The organism is Escherichia sp. E3659, assembly GCF_005781135.1.
Lineage (GTDB): Bacteria > Pseudomonadota > Gammaproteobacteria > Enterobacterales > Enterobacteriaceae > Escherichia.
The window spans coordinates 128482-146392 of the sequence record NZ_VATQ01000009.1 but is presented as its reverse complement, the minus strand read 5'-3'; the positions used below and the strand labels follow the sequence as shown (position 1 = coordinate 146392).

Annotated in this window: 12 protein-coding genes and 1 pseudogene; 7 read left to right on the top strand and 6 right to left on the bottom strand. The window is 51.9% G+C overall.

All coding sequences use genetic code 11. The annotated features are described in order from the left end of the window. Positions 1-262 precede the first annotated feature (262 nt). Entirely contained in the window at positions 263-2542 is a 2280-nt protein-coding gene (gene maeB / locus FEK47_RS10175) for an NADP-dependent oxaloacetate-decarboxylating malate dehydrogenase (RefSeq protein WP_130216808.1), read from the bottom strand. A 286-nt stretch (positions 2543-2828) separates the two neighbouring features. Here maeB and tal point away from each other — a divergent pair. Further along, positions 2829-3780, top strand: a pseudogene (tal, locus tag FEK47_RS10170) (transaldolase). Between the two features lie 20 nt (positions 3781-3800). Further along, positions 3801-5804 carry a transketolase gene (gene tkt, locus FEK47_RS10165; protein ID WP_135486914.1) on the top strand — a complete coding sequence of 668 codons (2004 nt, stop codon included), beginning with the start codon at positions 3801-3803 and terminating at the stop codon, positions 5802-5804. 62 nt (positions 5805-5866) lie between these two features. On the opposite strand, the gene FEK47_RS10160 is transcribed toward tkt, so the two are convergent. The 3 genes from FEK47_RS10160 to aegA all read right to left on the bottom strand — a co-directional run bounded on the left by FEK47_RS10160 (position 5867) and on the right by aegA (position 9658). Further along, the gene (locus FEK47_RS10160; protein WP_135407519.1) at positions 5867-6910 is read right to left on the bottom strand and encodes a DUF1176 domain-containing protein; all 1044 of its coding nucleotides are present in this window, start codon (positions 6908-6910) and stop codon (positions 5867-5869) included. Between the two features lie 125 nt (positions 6911-7035). Next, the gene (gene nudK, locus FEK47_RS10155; protein ID WP_130216800.1) at positions 7036-7611 is read right to left on the bottom strand and encodes a GDP-mannose pyrophosphatase NudK; all 576 of its coding nucleotides are present in this window, start codon (positions 7609-7611) and stop codon (positions 7036-7038) included. 67 nt (positions 7612-7678) lie between these two features. Then, positions 7679-9658: a formate-dependent uric acid utilization protein AegA gene (gene aegA / locus FEK47_RS10150; RefSeq protein WP_135486915.1), complete on the bottom strand. Its 1980-nt coding sequence runs from the start codon at positions 9656-9658 to the stop codon at positions 7679-7681. Positions 9659-9863: 205 nt separating this feature from the next. On the opposite strand from aegA, the gene narQ reads away from it, so the two are divergent. Both narQ and acrD read left to right on the top strand, forming a co-directional pair. Beyond that, complete coding sequence (gene narQ / locus FEK47_RS10145; protein WP_138183176.1) at positions 9864-11564, top strand: nitrate/nitrite two-component system sensor histidine kinase NarQ; 1701 nt, start codon at positions 9864-9866, stop codon at positions 11562-11564. A gap of 163 nt (positions 11565-11727) precedes the next feature. Continuing rightward, positions 11728-14841 (top strand): multidrug efflux RND transporter permease AcrD, encoded by a 3114-nt coding sequence (gene acrD, locus FEK47_RS10140; RefSeq protein WP_064526280.1) that lies wholly within the window; start codon positions 11728-11730, stop codon positions 14839-14841. Between the two features lie 92 nt (positions 14842-14933). Here acrD and ypfM read toward each other — a convergent pair whose 3' ends face one another. After that, positions 14934-14993 carry a protein YpfM gene (ypfM, locus tag FEK47_RS10135; protein WP_001386977.1) on the bottom strand — a complete coding sequence of 20 codons (60 nt, stop codon included), beginning with the start codon at positions 14991-14993 and terminating at the stop codon, positions 14934-14936. A gap of 378 nt (positions 14994-15371) precedes the next feature. Between ypfM and FEK47_RS10130 the strand changes: the two genes are divergently transcribed. Genes FEK47_RS10130 through FEK47_RS10120 form a run of 3 tightly spaced genes read left to right on the top strand, consistent with a single transcriptional unit; the run spans position 15372 to position 17087 of the window. Further along, positions 15372-15728, top strand: coding sequence for an ArsC family reductase (locus FEK47_RS10130; RefSeq protein ID WP_130207437.1), 357 nt, complete (start codon positions 15372-15374; stop codon positions 15726-15728). Positions 15729-15731: 3 nt separating this feature from the next. Further along, entirely contained in the window at positions 15732-16859 is a 1128-nt protein-coding gene (gene dapE, locus FEK47_RS10125) for a succinyl-diaminopimelate desuccinylase (protein WP_130214573.1), read from the top strand. Between the two features lie 27 nt (positions 16860-16886). Continuing rightward, positions 16887-17087 carry a YpfN family protein gene (locus FEK47_RS10120; RefSeq protein WP_000383836.1) on the top strand — a complete coding sequence of 67 codons (201 nt, stop codon included), beginning with the start codon at positions 16887-16889 and terminating at the stop codon, positions 17085-17087. Positions 17088-17184: 97 nt separating this feature from the next. Here the strand turns inward: FEK47_RS10120 and ypfH are convergent, their stop codons facing one another. Beyond that, positions 17185-17883, bottom strand: coding sequence for an esterase (ypfH, locus tag FEK47_RS10115; RefSeq protein ID WP_130222011.1), 699 nt, complete (start codon positions 17881-17883; stop codon positions 17185-17187). Positions 17884-17911 lie beyond the last annotated feature (28 nt).

Genomic DNA, 17911 nt, shown 5'->3' with positions numbered 1-17911 from the left:
GTGTATCGTGACAATTTTTCGTCAGAGTAAATAACAAAATTCGGCAAACGCGTTTAAAAGGTGAGGTAGATCACTAAGAATGGAGAGATATTTACCGTGATAGATAAACTTTCATATGCAGAGTATGAATAAATATAAAGATATTACTTTATTTTTATGTCGGGTAATTTATTTGCTATTAGTAAAAGCAGTAAGACGTATTGATAATATAAAAATCGCTTACCCCGAATTACTCAGGGTAAGCGTGATAGTTAAGGAAGAATTACAGCGGTTGGGTTTGCGCTTCAACCACAGCGAGCGCCACCATGTTGACGATACGACGTACTGACGCGATCGGCGTTAACACGTGAACCGGTTTCGCTACGCCCATCAGCACCGGGCCGACGGTGACACCTTCCGAGCTGGAAACGCGCAGTAAGTTGTAACTAATACGAGCAGCTTCCATGTTCGGCATCACCAGAATATTAGCGGAACCTTTCAGGGTACTGTCCGGCATACGGTCGTTGCGAATCGCTTCTACCAGCGCCGCATCACCGTGCATTTCACCATCAATCATCAGCTCAGGCGCACGTTCCCTGACCAGCTCCAGCGCTTTACGCATTTTGCTCGACGACGGGCAGTCAGAAGAACCGAAGTTAGAGTGCGACAGTAAGGCAACGCGCGGCTCAATACCGAAACGACGGACAGTTTCTGCCGCCATCAGCGTGATCTCCGCCAGCTCTTCTGCGTCTGGGTCATCATTAACATAGGTATCAGCAATAAAGGTGTTACCACTCGGCAGCAACAGCGCGTTCATTGCGCCTGCGGTGTGAACGCCATCGCGATAACCAAAGACATTTTTCACTACGCTAAAGTGTTCGTGATAATCGCCCACCGTTCCGCAGATCATCGCATCGGCTTCACCACGCTGAACCATGATCGCACCGATCACCGTCGGGTTGCTGATCAGCGCACGTTGTGCCTGTTCCTGAGTGACGCCACGACGCTTCATGATCTGGAAGTATTCGCTCCAGTACTCTTTAAAGCGTGGATCGGATTCGTTATTGACGATCTCAAAATCAACGCCCGCTTTGATCTGCAAGCCCAGTTTCTGAATACGCATTTCGATCACGTTCGGACGGCCAATCAGGATCGGTTTTGCCAGTCCCAGGGTTACCAGTTCCTGCGTCGCATGCAGAACGCGCGCCTCTTCCCCTTCCGGCAGAACAACGCGCTTCGGCGCTTTGCGAGCCTGGGAGAATATCGGCTTCATAAACAGGTTGGTTTTGTAAACGAACTCGGTCAGCTTGTCGATGTAGACGTCAAAATCGGCAATCGGACGCGTCGCCACGCCGGACTCCATTGCCGCTTTGGCGACCGCAGGGGCGATCTTGACGATCAGACGCGGATCAAACGGTTTTGGAATGATGTATTCAGGGCCAAAGCTCAGATCCTGATCACCATACGCAGAAGCCACCACTTCGCTCTGTTCGGCATGGGCCAGTTCCGCAATCGCGCGGACTGCCGCCAGTTTCATCTCTTCATTGATAGCCGTTGCGCCAACATCCAGCGCGCCTCGGAAGATGAACGGGAAGCAAAGCACGTTGTTAACCTGGTTCGGATAGTCGGAACGACCGGTACAGATGATGGCATCCGGACGCACTTCTTTCGCCAGCGGCGGCAGAATTTCCGGTTCCGGGTTCGCCAACGCCAGGATCATCGGCGCGCGGGCCATTTTCTTCACCATTTCCTGAGTCAGCACTTTCGGGCCGGAACAACCAAGGAAAATATCCGCGCCTTCAATCACATCGTCGAGGGTACGTTTGCCGTCATCCACCACCGCGTAAGCCGCTTTGGTTTCCGCCATGTTCGGCTCACGACCCTGATAAATAACGCCTTTTGAGTCGCACACCACGATGTTATGTTTTTGCAGACCCAGCGCCACCAGCAGGTTCATACAGGCAATTGCCGCTGCGCCCGCACCAGAAACCACCATCCGTACGTCGGAGATATTTTTCTCTACTACGCGTAAGCCGTTGAGAATGGCGGCGGTGCTAATGATTGCCGTCCCGTGTTGGTCGTCATGGAATACCGGAATGTTCATCCGCTGGCGCAGTTTCTGTTCAATATAGAAACATTCTGGCGCTTTAATATCTTCGAGGTTGATACCGCCGAAGGTCGGTTCAAGTGCGGCGACCACTTCGATAAATTTGTCCGGGTCGAGTTCATCAACTTCGATGTCAAACACATCTATCCCGGCGAATTTCTTAAACAGAACGCCCTTACCTTCCATCACCGGTTTACCTGCCAGCGCGCCAATATTACCCAACCCCAGCACGGCAGTACCGTTAGAGATAACTGCCACCAGGTTACCGCGCGCGGTATATTTGTAGGCGTTTAACGGATCTTTTTCGATTTCAAGACAAGGCGCGGCGACACCCGGTGAATAGGCCAGCGCCAGATCGCGCTGCGTTGCCAGAGGTTTGGTCGGAGAAACCTGGATTTTTCCTGGTACAGGAAATTCATGGAAATCAAGTGCACTTTGTTTTAACTGCTCATCCATTTGGTTGTTCCTTTCACGTAACGTTCACAAAAATAGGTGTGGGCAACTGCCTCAGCCCACCACGTGGCGCACATTATTACCTTGCCGGAGCGTCGAGACTCTGAGCAAGCCCAAACTCTCCCCCATCAAATAATGTTTTGGTAATAATCCCATAACACCGATGTTACCTGCTTCATCCAGCAATACCATGCCTGTCTGCTATGCTTTTTTGATGCGTTTAGCGAAATTTCTCAGAAGTGTGAATTAACGCACTCATCTAACACTTTACTTTTCAAGGAGTATTTCCATGAACGAGTTAGACGGCATCAAACAGTTCACCACTGTCGTGGCAGACAGCGGTGATATTGAGTCCATTCGCCACTACCACCCCCAGGATGCCACCACCAATCCTTCGCTGTTACTCAAGGCTGCCGGTTTATCACAATATGAACATTTAATAGACGATGCTATTGCCTGGGGTAAAAAAAATGGCAAGACCCAGGAACAACAAGTCGTCGCGGCCTGCGACAAACTGGCAGTTAATTTCGGTACAGAAATTCTCAAAATCGTACCCGGTCGCGTGTCGACAGAAGTTGACGCACGCCTCTCTTTTGACAAAGAAAAGAGTATCGAAAAAGCGCGCCACCTGGTGGACTTGTACCAACAACAAGGCGTTGATAAATCACGAATTCTGATAAAACTAGCCTCAACCTGGGAAGGAATTCGCGCAGCAGAAGAACTGGAAAAAGAAGGCATTAACTGCAACCTGACGCTGCTGTTTTCCTTTGCTCAGGCACGGGCCTGTGCAGAAGCTGGCGTTTTTCTGATTTCACCGTTTGTAGGTCGTATTTATGACTGGTATCAGGCGCGCAAACCGATGGATCCGTATGTGGTAGAGGAAGATCCGGGTGTGAAATCTGTGCGCAACATCTACGACTACTATAAGCAGCATCACTACGAAACCATTGTGATGGGTGCCAGCTTCCGTCGTACCGAACAAATCCTCGCGTTAACCGGATGTGACCGTCTGACCATCGCGCCGAATTTGCTGAAAGAGTTGCAGGAAAAGGTTTCGCCAGTTGGTTCGCAAACTGATCCCGGCATCGCAATCCTTCCCTCGCCCCTCCCCGATGAGCGAAGCGGAGTTTCGTTGGGAGCACAATCAGGATCCGATGGCGGTAGAAAAACTGTCTGAAGGCATCCGCCTGTTCGCCGTTGATCAACGCAAACTGGAAGATCTTCTTGCCGCCAAATTCTAAAACCAGCCACGGAGTGTTTTATGTCCCGAAAAGACCTTGCCAATGCGATTCGCGCGCTCAGTATGGATGCGGTGCAAAAAGCCAATTCTGGTCATCCCGGCGCGCCGATGGGCATGGCCGATATTGCCGAAGTGCTGTGGAACGACTTTCTTAAACATAACCCCACCGATCCGACCTGGTATGACCGCGACCGCTTTATTCTTTCCAACGGTCACGCCTCGATGTTGCTCTACAGTTTGCTACATCTGACTGGTTATGACCTGCCGCTGGAAGAGCTGAAGAACTTCCGTCAGTTGCATTCGAAAACCCCAGGTCACCCGGAGATTGGCTATACGCCAGGTGTTGAAACCACCACCGGTCCACTTGGACAAGGTTTGGCGAACGCGGTTGGACTGGCGATAGCGGAGCGCACGCTGGCAGCGCAGTTTAACCAGCCAGATCATGAGATTGTCGATCACTTCACCTACGTGTTTATGGGCGACGGCTGTCTGATGGAAGGCATCTCTCATGAAGTCTGTTCGCTGGCAGGAACGCTGGGACTCGGCAAGCTGATCGGCTTTTACGATCACAACGGTATTTCGATTGATGGTGAAACCGAAGGCTGGTTTACCGACGATACGGCAAAACGGTTTGAAGCCTACCACTGGCATGTTGTCCACGAGATCGACGGCCACGATCCGCTGGCGGTTAAGGAAGCGATCCTTGAAGCACAAAGCGTGAAAGATAAACCATCGCTGATTATCTGCCGCACGGTGATTGGCTTTGGTTCGCCTAATAAAGCGGGTAAGGAAGAGGCGCATGGCGCTCCGCTGGGCGAAGAAGAAGTAGCGCTGGCACGGCAAAAACTGGGCTGGCATCATCCACCCTTTGAGATCCCCAAAGAGATTTATCACGCCTGGGATGCCCGCGAAAAAGGTGAAAAAGCCCAGCAGAGCTGGAATGAGAAGTTTGCCGCTTATAAAAAGGCCCATCCACAACTGGCTGAAGAGTTTACTCGCCGAATGAGCGGTGGTCTGCCGAAGGACTGGGAGAAAACGACTCAGAAATATATCAATGAGTTGCAGGCGAATCCGGCGAAAATCGCTACCCGTAAAGCGTCGCAAAATACGCTTAACGCCTACGGCCCTATGCTGCCGGAGCTGCTCGGTGGTTCGGCGGATCTGGCCCCAAGTAACCTGACCATCTGGAAAGGGTCTGTGTCGCTGAAGGAAGATCCCGCAGGGAATTATATTCACTACGGGGTACGCGAATTTGGTATGACTGCTATTGCCAACGGCATTGCACACCACGGTGGCTTTGTGCCGTATACCGCAACGTTTCTGATGTTTGTTGAATACGCCCGTAATGCCGCGCGGATGGCTGCACTGATGAAAGCGCGGCAGATTATGGTTTACACCCACGACTCGATTGGCCTGGGCGAAGATGGTCCGACGCACCAGGCGGTGGAGCAGCTGGCCAGTCTGCGCTTAACGCCGAATTTCAGCACCTGGCGACCGTGCGATCAGGTGGAAGCAGCGGTGGGCTGGAAGCTGGCGGTTGAGCGCCACAACGGGCCGACGGCGCTGATCCTCTCAAGGCAGAATCTGGCCCAAGTGGAACGTACACCGGATCAGGTAAAAGAGATTGCTCGTGGTGGTTATGTGTTGAAAGACAGCGGCGGCAAGCCAGATATCATTTTGATTGCCACAGGATCAGAGATGGAAATTACCCTGCAAGCGGCAGAGAAACTGGCGGGAGAAGGTCGCAATGTTCGCGTGGTTTCCCTGCCCTCAACCGATATTTTCGACGCCCAGGATGAGGAATATCGCGAGTCGGTGTTGCCTTCTAACGTTGCGGCCCGCGTGGCGGTAGAAGCGGGTATAGCCGATTACTGGTACAAATATGTTGGTTTGAAAGGGGCGATTGTCGGGATGACGGGTTACGGGGAGTCTGCTCCGGCGGATAAGCTGTTCCCGTTCTTTGGCTTTACCGCCGAGAATATTGTGGCAAAAGCCCATAAGGTGCTGGGAGTGAAAGGTGCCTGATGTTGATCGCCGGATGCGACGCTGACGCGTCTTATCCGGCCTACATGTCCACGCCATGATGTTTAACGGGTGATCCACAACGTGGGCCAGGCGTCTGGCCCATGCCAGTTATCGCAGGTCGGTTCTGCGGCGTAACGCACCAGGCGAAAACGCTGGCCATCAAAACGCCAGCGCGCCTGAATGCCACAATCGCTTAATCCGCGACCTTTCGCTAAGGTCACCAGTTCACGCGTTTTTTCATCGAATGTCGCGTTCATCAACTCCAGTTCATTCGTCTCCTGACCGTTGTTGAACGGCAAACGTAACCGTACCGGGCGCGAGGCCAGCGGCTTTTTACGCGACACAATCCATGCCAAATCAATGGTGTTATAAGCACCTGCCTCACAGCTAATCATCATCAGCGCTTTATCATCGGTCAGTGCTGTAACGCTCACCTCACGCCGCAATGGATCAAGCGAGCAGCGCAGACCATTCATCCGCCAGTTACCGTAATCCAGCAAATCGTTACGTTCTTCGAGTGAGAGTGGCGTCGGCGTTGGGTTAACCACCGCGACCTCTTTCAACGCAGGCGCGGGCGGTACGCTGAGCGGCGGCTCGTCCCCTTTCTTTATCCACGCGGTTTCACTGCCAACGCGCTTTTGCTGGGCATCAATAAACAACAACGCCGCTTTTAAGCCATTCAAAGAAATGGTCTGATCGCCATCGCGTAAGGTGATTGCCTTCCCTTCCTGAATCATCTGCAAAAACGCGGTGATGGTTGCCGTATCATCGGTTACTAATAACCATGGTGAAATCCGCCATTTGTCACCACTTAACGCCAACGGCTCACCATCTAACAGCAGCCGTGGCGCTATTTCCCCTTCCGACACATCCGGTGATTTCAACCCGCCGCGCTCAATACGTAAAACGGCGTCGGTATGCGCCCCGGCGCTGCGGCTCAGGGTCATCACCAGTCCATTATGATCGCCAGTATTGCGCGCCACGCAGAAGTTTTGGTTATTACAGGTGACCTGCCAGTCGGAAAACGCCCGTTGCGCTGGTGCCGCCCACGCCAAAGACGTCGGCAACAAAGCGAAAAAAAAGAGAAGGAAAATGCGATAGCGCATGGACGGTACGACCCCAGAAGTTCAAACAAACAGCACAAGTCGTATCTTCGTTGCGCAGGTAGCGCGGCTCAATCGGATTTATCGGATTGAGCCAATAATAAACTACGAAATATTATTGTTATTTTTCAGTCCATTAAATGTGACGTTTGCAAATAGTTAAGCAATAACACCGTCTTACCGTCTCGTATCTCACCGGTTTTGATCATCTCCAGCGCCTGGCTGAACGGCAGCTCGAGCACTTCAATATCTTCATCTTCGACACCGCCACCGGCGTTAGCGCGCTGATTGTCACTGTATTCGGCGATAAAAAAGTGGATTAGCTCAGTCACACCGCCTGGCGACATATACAGTTCAAATAATTTGCGCACTTCGCCCACTTCATAACCCGTCTCTTCAATCGCTTCTTTGCGAATGCACACTTCCGGTTCGTCGTTATCCAGCAACCCGGCGCAGGTTTCAATCAGCTGCCCGCTTTCATTGCCATTAACCCAGGTAGCGACGCGGAACTGACGAATCAGAACTACAGTCTTTTTCTTCGCGTTGTACAGGAGGATCGTCGCACCATTACCGCGATCGTACACTTCACGTTTATGGCGGATAACTTCGCCATCTTTGCGGGTAAGATCGTAGGTAATGTTGTGCAGGGTGAAATAGTTATCGGAGAGAATTTTGTCTTTAACGAGGGTGATTTGTTGCGTCATACCGACTCCACAGCGCGAAATGAACAATTATCTTACGCTGTGAAGTCGGGTTTGTCTGCGCAGGCTATCAGTGAGATTTGACTGATTTTACGCCCAGCCAGTCAATGATCCCCTGTGCCGCATGACGTCCTTCTGCCATTGCGGTAACCACCAGATCCGCACCACGCACGGCATCGCCACCGGCGAAGATTTTCGGATTGGTGGTCTGGTAACGGTACTGGCTTTCAACGTCCGCCACGATGCGGCCCCATTTATCCACCGTTACACCGTGCGACTCCAGCCACGGCATCCCGTGCGGGTTGAAGCCAAACGCCATGATCACCGCGTCGGCCGGCATCACAAATTCACTGCCCTCAATCGGTACAGGTCGCCGACGCCCTTGTGCATCCGCTTCGCCAAGACGCGTGCGCAGGAAACGAATCCCGCAGACATGACCTTGTTCATTCAGCTCAATCGCCACTGGCTGAACATTAAACTCGAAGTTCGCCCCCTCTTCGCGGGCGTTCTTCACCTCTTTCTTCGAGCCTGGCATGTTGGCTTCATCACGACGGTAGGCACAGGTGACGTTGCTCGCGCCGTGGCGCAGCGCAGTACGCACACAATCCATCGCGGTATCCCCACCGCCCAGTACTACCACATTCATCCCTGCGGTATTAATAAATGGCTCTTCCGGTAGCTCTTCAAGTCCCATCACCTGTTTAGTGTTGGCAATGAGGAACGGCAGCGCATCATAAACGCCCGGCGCATCTTCATTGGGTAAACCCGCTTTCATGGAACGGTAAGTGCCTACGCCAACGAAGACCGCGTCGTATTGTTCCAAAAGCGAATCCAAAGAGACATCTTTACCCACTTCACAATTGAGTTCGAAGTGAATCCCCATCGCGCTGAAGATTTCCCGACGGCGTGCCAGCAGGGATTTATCCAGTTTGAAAGAAGGAATGCCGAAAGTGAGCAAGCCACCGATTTCGGGATGGCGATCGTACACCGTCACCGCCACGCCATTGCGGGTCAGAACATCCGCACAGGCCAGTCCTGCCGGACCCGCACCGATAATCGCCACCCGCTTGTCCACTTTGGTGACATGGCTTAAGTCAGGACGCCAACCTTTCGCCAGCGCCTGATCTGAAATATAGCGTTCAATGTTGCCGATAGTTACTGCACCGTGCTCATCGCGAATAGTACAGGCACCTTCGCACAAGCGGTCTTGCGGACAAACACGCCCGGTAATTTCCGGCAGGGTGTTGGTCTGGTGAGAAAGCTCGACGGCAGCATCAATGTTTCCGGTTTTCACCAGTTCAATCCACTGCGGAATATGGTTATGCAGCGGGCAGGTCCATTCACAAACGCTGTGCTCGCCGCACTTAAGGCAGCGCGAGGCTTCCCGTTGTGCCTGGTCGGCACGGAATGGCAGATAAATTTCATCAAAACCGGTTTTGCGCGCTTCAATCGCCAGTTTATCCGGCTCACCACGCGCGGGCGTTGTCTGCATTTGCTCGACTTTACTCATTACCGGCATTTCTTGTGCCGCGGTACTGGCATGCCACGGTTGATGTTCCTGCCGCGCGGTGCGCAGGCGGCGGGATTTCGCCATGCCGGAGAGTGCAGCGTCAGTGACCAGTTGCAGCGCGTCCGCCGGGCAATTCTCTACACAGGCAGGACCGTTTTCGCGCCCTGCACACAGGTCGCATTTATGCGCGGTGGCTTTAACTTTGCCCGCCGCGACGGGCGTCAGGACGATTTGCATCGTACCAAATGGACAGGCCACCACGCAGGATTTACAGCCAATACACTTTTGCTGATTGACCTGAATGCTGTCATCAACGTGGCTGATCGCGCCATTAGGGCAGCTACGGGCGCAGGGCGCATCTTCACAATGGTGACAGGTCACTGCGCTACGTTGCTGCTGATGTTTAATAACCGTAATTCGGGGGTGAAAATGGTGCTGACTCAACACGTGTTGCTCATCATTGTGAGCCATCACACAGGCCACTTCACAAGCATGGCACCCCAGGCATTGCTGACTGTTGGCCATAATAAAACGATTCATAACGACCTTCTTTTTTGGTTGTAAAAACCTTATTCTTTATATGAGTGTTGTTATTACCCGACTTACAGGGGAATCGGCAATGTTCATGTGCCCAGAAAAAGTAACTATTTCGCTATAAACTGTGGCAGATCAAATAATCCCATTGCTTATCAAATTGAGTTTCAGCGTTCTGGAACATTAATTATTTTATGTGGAGAAGACGCGTGTGATTGTTAAACGACCCGTCTCGGCCAGTCTGGCCCGGGCCTTTTTTTACATTGTGCTGCTGTCGATTCTTTCCACGGGTATCGCTCTGCTAACTCTGGCGAGCAGTTTGCGCGACGCTGAGGCTATCAATATTGCCGGCTCGCTGCGTATGCAGAGTTACCGCCTGGGCTACGACTTGCAAAGTGGCAGTCCACAACTCAATGCACATCGCCAGCTGTTCCAGCAGGCACTGCATTCACCGGTATTAACCAATCTCAACGTCTGGTATGTGCCAGAGGCAGTAAAAACCCGCTATGCGCATCTGAATGCCAACTGGCTGGAGATGAATAATCGGCTCAGCAAGGGTGATTTGCCGTGGTATCAGGCCAATATCAATAATTATGTCAATCAGATAGACCTGTTCGTGCTGGCTTTGCAACACTACGCTGAACGAAAAATGCTGCTGGTGGTGGCGATTTCGCTGGCTGGCGGTATTGGCATTTTCACGCTGGTCTTTTTTACTTTGCGCCGCATACGCCATCAGGTGGTAGCCCCGCTGAATCAGCTGGTTACCGCCAGTCAGCGTATTGAACACGGACAGTTCGACTCGCCACCGCTGGATACCAGCCTGCCGAATGAGCTTGGCCTGCTTGCAAAAACCTTTAACCAGATGTCGAGCGAGCTGCATAAGTTGTACCGCTCGCTGGAAGCGTCAGTAGAAGAAAAAACTCGCGATCTCCACGAGGCCAAGCGTCGCCTGGAGGTGTTGTATCAGTGTTCGCAGGCACTGAACACCAGCCAGATTGATGTGCATTGTTTCCGCCATATTTTGCAGATTGTTCGCGACAATGAAGCGGCTGAATATCTGGAGCTGAACGTTGGGGATAACTGGCGGATTAGCGAAGGGAAGCCAAACCCTGAGCTGCCAATGCAGATTTTACCGGTCACCATGCAAGAGACGGTTTACGGCGAGCTGCACTGGCAAAATAGCCACGTGTCATCATCAGAACCGCTACTTAACAGCGTTTCATCGATGCTGGGACGCGGTTTGTACTTTAATCAGGCGCAGAAGCATTTTCAGCAGTTACTGTTGATGGAAGAACGTGCGACCATCGCCCGCGAACTGCACGACTCGCTGGCCCAGGTGCTTTCTTACTTACGTATCCAGTTGACGTTACTGAAGCGTTCGATACCCGAAGATAACGCCACTGCACAAAGTATCATGGCCGATTTCTCCCAGGCGCTGAATGATGCTTATCGGCAGTTACGCGAGCTGTTAACCACTTTCCGACTGACGCTACAGCAGGCGGATCTCCCCTCTGCACTGCGTGAAATGCTGGATACATTACAAAACCAAACCAGCGCCAAACTGACGCTCGACTGCCGTCTGCCAACCCTGGCGCTGGATGCGCAGATGCAGGTGCATTTGTTGCAAATTATTCGCGAAGCGGTGCTGAACGCCATGAAGCACGCCAACGCCAGCGAAATTGCCGTTAGCTGCGTCACCGCGCCGGATGGCAATCACACAGTTTATATTCGCGACAACGGTATTGGCATCGGTGAACCAGAGGAACCCGAAGGCCATTATGGTCTGAATATCATGCGCGAGCGCGCGGAAAGATTGGGTGGGACGCTGACTTTTTCGCAACCTTCCGGCGGCGGCACGTTAGTGAGTATTAGCTTTCGCACTGCGGAGAGCGAGGAAAGCCAGCAGATATGATGCTGCCTACTGTTCATTAAATACTGGCATTTTAGGTTCAGTATAAAAGGGCATGATAATTTACATTATCTCCTTTTTTTCTCCACGATTGGCTCGTACCTTGCCGCTACAGTGAAGCAAGGCATGCCCATAACGATACGCAGAACTACGAGGTCCTCTTTTAATGGCGAATTTCTTTATTGATCGCCCCATTTTTGCCTGGGTGCTGGCAATTCTGTTGTGTCTGACAGGAACCCTGGCCATTTTCTCATTGCCCGTTGAACAGTATCCGGATCTCGCGCCACCGAATGTGCGAGTGACCGCTAACTATCCTGGCGCGTCAGCCCAGACGCTGGAAAACACCGTGACCCAGGTTATCGAGCAGAATATGACAGGCCTCGATAACCTGATGTATATGTCATCACAAAGCAGCGGTACTGGACAGGCGTCAGTAACGCTCAGTTTTAAAGCTGGCACGGATCCGGACGAAGCAGTGCAACAGGTGCAGAACCAGTTGCAGTCGGCCATGCGTAAACTACCGCAGGCGGTGCAAAATCAGGGCGTGACAGTGCGTAAAACCGGCGATACCAACATTCTGACCATTGCCTTCGTCTCAACCGATGGTTCGATGGATAAACAGGATATTGCCGATTACGTTGCCAGTAATATTCAGGACCCGTTAAGCCGCGTGAACGGCGTTGGTGATATCGACGCTTACGGTTCGCAATATTCGATGCGTATCTGGCTGGATCCGGCAAAACTGAACAGTTTCCAGATGACCGCCAAAGATGTCACTGACGCCATTGAGTCGCAGAACGCACAGATTGCGGTTGGGCAGCTTGGCGGTACGCCGTCGGTCGATAACCAGGCACTCAACGCCACCATTAACGCCCAATCACTGTTGCAAACGCCAGAACAGTTCCGTGATATCACTCTGCGAGTGAATCAGGACGGTTCGGAAGTGAAACTGGGTGATGTCGCCACCGTCGAAATGGGAGCGGAGAAATACGATTATCTTAGCCGTTTCAACGGTAAACCAGCCTCGGGGCTGGGGGTAAAACTGGCCTCCGGTGCGAACGAAATGGCAACGGCAGAACTGGTGATCAACCGTCTGGATGAACTGGCGCAGTATTTCCCGCCCGGACTGGAGTACAAGGTGGCGTATGAAACCACCTCGTTTGTTAAGGCCTCCATTGAAGACGTAGTGAAAACTCTGTTAGAAGCTATCGCGCTGGTTTTCCTCGTCATGTATCTGTTCCTGCAAAACTTCCGCGCTACGCTGATTCCAACTATCGCCGTGCCGGTAGTGTTGATGGGAACCTTCTCGGTGCTTTATGCCTTCGGCTATAGCGTCAACACCTTAACCATGTTCGCGATGGTGCTGGCTATAGGCCTGTTGGTGGATGACGCCATCGTGGTGGTGGAAAACGTCGAACGTATTATGAGTGAGGAAGGACTCACTCCTCGCGAAGCCACACGTAAATCGATGGGGCAAATCCAGGGCGCACTGGTCGGGATTGCAATGGTGCTTTCTGCTGTATTTGTGCCAATGGCCTTCTTTGGCGGCACCACCGGGGCTATCTATCGCCAGTTCTCTATAACCATTGTTGCGGCAATGGTGCTGTCGGTTCTGGTGGCGATGATCCTGACTCCGGCATTGTGCGCCACGCTACTTAAGCCACTGAAAAAAGGTGAGCATCACGGGCAGAAAGGCTTTTTTGCCTGGTTTAACCAGATGTTCAACCGCAACGCCGAACGCTACGAAAAAGGGGTGGCGAAAATTCTCCACCGCAGCCTGCGCTGGATTTTGATTTACGTTCTGCTGTTAGGCGGCATGGTGTTCCTGTTTCTGCGTCTGCCGACGTCGTTTCTGCCTCTGGAAGACCGTGGCATGTTTACCACCTCGGTACAGTTACCCAGCGGTTCGACTCAGCAACAGACCCTGAAAGTGGTGGAACAGATCGAGAAGTATTACTTCACCCATGAGAAAGACAACATCATGTCGGTGTTTGCCACTGTCGGTTCTGGCCCAGGAGGGAACGGGCAAAACGTGGCACGAATGTTTGTCCGCCTGAAAGACTGGAGCGAACGCGACAGTAAAACAGGCACCTCGTTTGCCATTATCGAACGTGCAACAAAAGAATTTAATAAAATCAAAGAAGCTCGCGTTATCGCCAGTAGCCCGCCTGCTATCAGCGGTCTTGGCAGCTCCGCTGGATTTGATATGGAGTTGCAGGACCACGCCGGGGCTGGTCACGATGCGCTGATGGCCGCGCGTAATCAGCTGCTGGCGCTCGCGGCGGAAAACCCAGAACTTACTCGTGTGCGCCATAACGGTCTGGACGACAGCCCGCAATTGCAGATTGATATCGACCAGCGCAAAGCGCAGGCGCTGGGCGTTGCCATTGACGATATTAACGACACGCTGCAAACCGCGTGGGGCTCGAGCTATGTGAATGACTTTATGGATCGCGGTCGCGTGAAGAAAGTCTATGTGCAGGCTGCCGCGCCGTATCGCATGCTGCCAGATGACATTAACCTGTGGTATGTGCGTAACAAAGACGGCGGCATGGTGCCTTTCTCCGCCTTCGCGACCTCTCGCTGGGAAACAGGCTCGCCGCGTCTGGAACGCTATAACGGCTATTCTGCGGTAGAGATTGTCGGGGAAGCCGCCCCGGGCGTCAGTACGGGTACCGCGATGGATATTATGGAATCGTTGGTGAAGCAGTTGCCGAACGGCTTTGGACTGGAGTGGACAGCGATGTCGTACCAGGAACGACTTTCCGGTGCGCAAGCTCCGGCGCTGTATGCCATTTCATTGCTGGTGGTATTCCTGTGTCTGGCTGCACTTTATGAAAGTTGGTCAGTACCGTTCTCGGTAATGCTGGTTGTACCGCTGGGGGTTATCGGCGCACTGCTGGCAACCTGGATGCGTGGGCTGGAAAACGATGTGTACTTTCAGGTTGGCCTGCTAACAGTCATTGGTTTGTCGGCGAAAAACGCCATCCTGATTGTTGAGTTTGCCAACGAGATGAATCAAAAAGGCCACGACCTGTTTGAAGCGACGCTCTACGCCTGCCGTCAGCGTTTACGTCCGATTCTGATGACATCGCTGGCGTTTATCTTCGGCGTATTGCCAATGGCGATCAGCAGTGGTGCCGGTTCCGGTGGTCAACACGCAGTCGGTACTGGCGTAATGGGCGGGATGATTTCTGCCACCATTCTGGCGATTTACTTCGTGCCGCTATTCTTTGTGCTGGTGCGTCGTCGCTTCCCACTGAAGCCTCGACCAGAATAAGCAATAAAAAAGGCGACATACGTATGTGTCGCCTTTTTCAACTCTCTGATAAAGAACCTGACGTCAGGTTCTTTCATTTCCTGTTCTGGAAATTACTTACGAAGCATAACTTCGATAAAGTCTTTCCAGTTCCCCAGTTCACGTTCAATCATAACAACCTCTCTTATAATTATGGGTATTCTACGGAAACAATATACCGTGGTGAAGCTAATTTATTCGATTGCTGTGATTACTACCTCCGGGGCAAAGCCTACGTTAATACTATGGCCCTGTGACAGGGATTTTTATGTGATGAACAGCAACATTTCGACATATTCATACGGATTCTAATACTGAATTAATTCTGTTTAAAATACAAAAATATACCAAGAGGAACATTCTTAATAATGGCATTAAAATTGTTCACAACCATTTAATAATTGTTAAGTTAAATACCTTAATAATGTTATATTGCCTGATAATCATTTACGGGAAATATGTATCAACCGCCAAATGATTAGTTATTCTTAATAATCGCAAAAGGATTCATTATGGTTACCCTTTACGGTATCAAAAATTGTGACACCATTAAAAAAGCACGCCGTTGGCTGGAAACCAATAACATCGACTTTCGCTTTCACGATTACCGTGTTGATGGCCTGAACAGTGAATTGTTGAACTCTTTTATCAATGAATTAGGCTGGCAAGCGTTACTTAACACCCGTGGCACCACCTGGCGCAAGCTGGACGAAGCCACCCGCAACAATATCACCGATGCGGCCTCCGCTATGGCATTAATGACTGAAATGCCTGCAATCATCAAACGCCCATTGCTCTGTGCGCCAGGGAAGCCTATGCTGCTGGGTTTCAGTGAATCCAGTTATCAGCAATTTTTCCATGAGGTGTAGTCTATGTCGTGTCCGGTTATTGAGCTGACACAGCAGCTTATTCGCCGCCCATCCTTAAGTCCTGATGATGCAGGATGTCAGGCAATCATGATCGACCGTCTGCAGGCAATCGGTTTTACCATTGAACGCATGGATTTTGCGGATACGCAGAATTTTTGGGCGTGGCGTGGACAAGGAGAAACCCTGGCCTTTGCCGGACATACTGACGTAGTCCCCCCTGGCGATGCCGACCGTTGGATCAACCCACCATTTGAGCCAACTATTCGCGATGGCATGTTGTTCGGGCGCGGCGCGGCTGATATGAAAGGCTCGCTGGCGGCAATGGTAGTGGCAGCAGAACGTTTTGTCGCGCAACATCCCAACCATAAAGGCCGACTGGCGTTTCTGATCACCTCAGACGAAGAAGCCAGCGCCCACAATGGCACGGTCAAAGTCGTCGAAGCTTTAATGGCGCGTAATGAACGGCTGGATTACTGCCTGGTCGGTGAGCCGTCGAGTATCGAAGTGGTTGGCGATGTAGTGAAAAATGGCCGTCGCGGATCGTTAACCTGCAACCTCACCATTCATGGCGTGCAAGGACATGTGGCCTACCCGCATCTGGCTGATAATCCAGTACATCGCGCAGCACCTTTCCTTAATGAATTAGTGGCTATTGAGTGGGATCAGGGCAATGAATTCTTCCCGGCGACCAGTATGCAGATTGCCAATATTCAGGCGGGAACCGGCAGTAACAACGTTATTCCGGGTGAACTGTTTGTGCAGTTTAACTTCCGCTTCAGTACCGAACTGACTGATGAGATGATCAAAGCACAGGTGCTTGCCTTGCTGGAGAAATATCAACTGCGCTACACCGTCGACTGGTGGCTTTCCGGGCAGCCATTTTTGACCGCGCGCGGTAAACTGGTGGATGCAGTCGTTAACGCGGTTGAGCACTATAATGAAATTAAACCGCAGCTACTGACCACAGGCGGAACGTCCGACGGGCGCTTTATTGCTCGCATGGGGGCGCAGGTGGTGGAACTCGGGCCGGTCAATGCTACCATTCATAAAATTAATGAATGTGTGAATGCTGCCGACCTGCAGCTACTTGCCCGTATGTATCAACGTATCATGGAACAGCTCGTCGCCTGATGAGTCGTTCTGTAAGAGGAAATAAGCATGGACTGGCTGGCTAAATATTGGTGGATTCTGGTGATTGTCTTTTTGGTGGGCGTCCTGCTGAACGTGATTAAAGATCTCAAGCGCGTCGACCATAAGAAATTTCTCGCCAACAAGCCGGAGCTTCCCCCGCATCGTGATTTCAACGATAAGTGGGACGATGACGACGACTGGCCGAAAAAGGATCAACCGAAGAAGTAAGCTGAGGGGCCGGATAAGGCGTTAACGCCGCATCCGGCAACGGAGAACAATGCCTGATGCGACGCTCACGCGTCTTATCAGGCCTACGCAGCTGTTATTACATCATTTCAATTACATCATCATCGCCAGGCTTACCGCCACTTAGCGCTTCGTCGAAATAATGTTTCGGAATGGTATAACGCAAGTGATCCAGGGCAAATTGCATACTGCGATTGTCGATCGCATGGCCTAAATCCTCCACGATATCCAGCGTCACATCACCACCGGCACTGATTAACGCTTCCTGCGCCGCAACCGCATGCGCCAAATCGATAACCGGATCTTCACCACCATGAATCAAGTGAATTGTCGTGGCCGTAGACGCGGTTTCCGGCAGGCTGGCATAGCGTCCGTTAAAAGCAATGACGCGTGAGGCAAGGCCAGGCTCGGCTTTAATACTCTCCAGCGCCATAATCGCGCCTTGTGAGAAACCGATTAGCGCCGTGGCGTTAGCCCCTACACCGCTCTGTTTCTGCCAGTAGCGCACCGTCTCAATAAACGTCGGCATGATGGCATCCACACGCGCCTGGCGGTTTTCTTCCGTTATGCCCTGCACCGAAAACCACTGACGCCCTGCCGGATTACCGCTCGGCTCCGCGCCACCGACACTCACTACCAGCGCATCCGGGAACAGCGGTGCAAACCAACTGCCGATCTCCCCCATCGCTACCGGGTTATCGCCGACACCGTGAAAAAGCAGCAACAACTGTTGCGCAGGTTTATCCGGGCTTTGAACAACAAAATGGTCATGTTTCATGGCGAACTCCTTAACTAATGTCATTAAT

What these genes read in the sequence shown, in the direction of transcription:
- maeB (WP_130216808.1), bottom strand. Translation starts at nt 2,542, where the DNA reads ATGGATGAGCAGTTAAAACAAAGTGCACTTGATTTCCATGAATTTCCT.
- tkt (WP_135486914.1), top strand. Translation starts at nt 3,801, where the DNA reads ATGTCCCGAAAAGACCTTGCCAATGCGATTCGCGCGCTCAGTATGGAT.
- FEK47_RS10160 (WP_135407519.1), bottom strand. Translation starts at nt 6,910, where the DNA reads ATGCGCTATCGCATTTTCCTTCTCTTTTTTTTCGCTTTGTTGCCGACG.
- nudK (WP_130216800.1), bottom strand. Translation starts at nt 7,611, where the DNA reads ATGACGCAACAAATCACCCTCGTTAAAGACAAAATTCTCTCCGATAAC.
- aegA (WP_135486915.1), bottom strand. Translation starts at nt 9,658, where the DNA reads ATGAATCGTTTTATTATGGCCAACAGTCAGCAATGCCTGGGGTGCCAT.
- acrD (WP_064526280.1), top strand. Translation starts at nt 11,728, where the DNA reads ATGGCGAATTTCTTTATTGATCGCCCCATTTTTGCCTGGGTGCTGGCA.
- FEK47_RS10130 (WP_130207437.1), top strand. Translation starts at nt 15,372, where the DNA reads ATGGTTACCCTTTACGGTATCAAAAATTGTGACACCATTAAAAAAGCA.
- dapE (WP_130214573.1), top strand. Translation starts at nt 15,732, where the DNA reads ATGTCGTGTCCGGTTATTGAGCTGACACAGCAGCTTATTCGCCGCCCA.
- FEK47_RS10120 (WP_000383836.1), top strand. Translation starts at nt 16,887, where the DNA reads ATGGACTGGCTGGCTAAATATTGGTGGATTCTGGTGATTGTCTTTTTG.
- ypfH (WP_130222011.1), bottom strand. Translation starts at nt 17,883, where the DNA reads ATGAAACATGACCATTTTGTTGTTCAAAGCCCGGATAAACCTGCGCAA.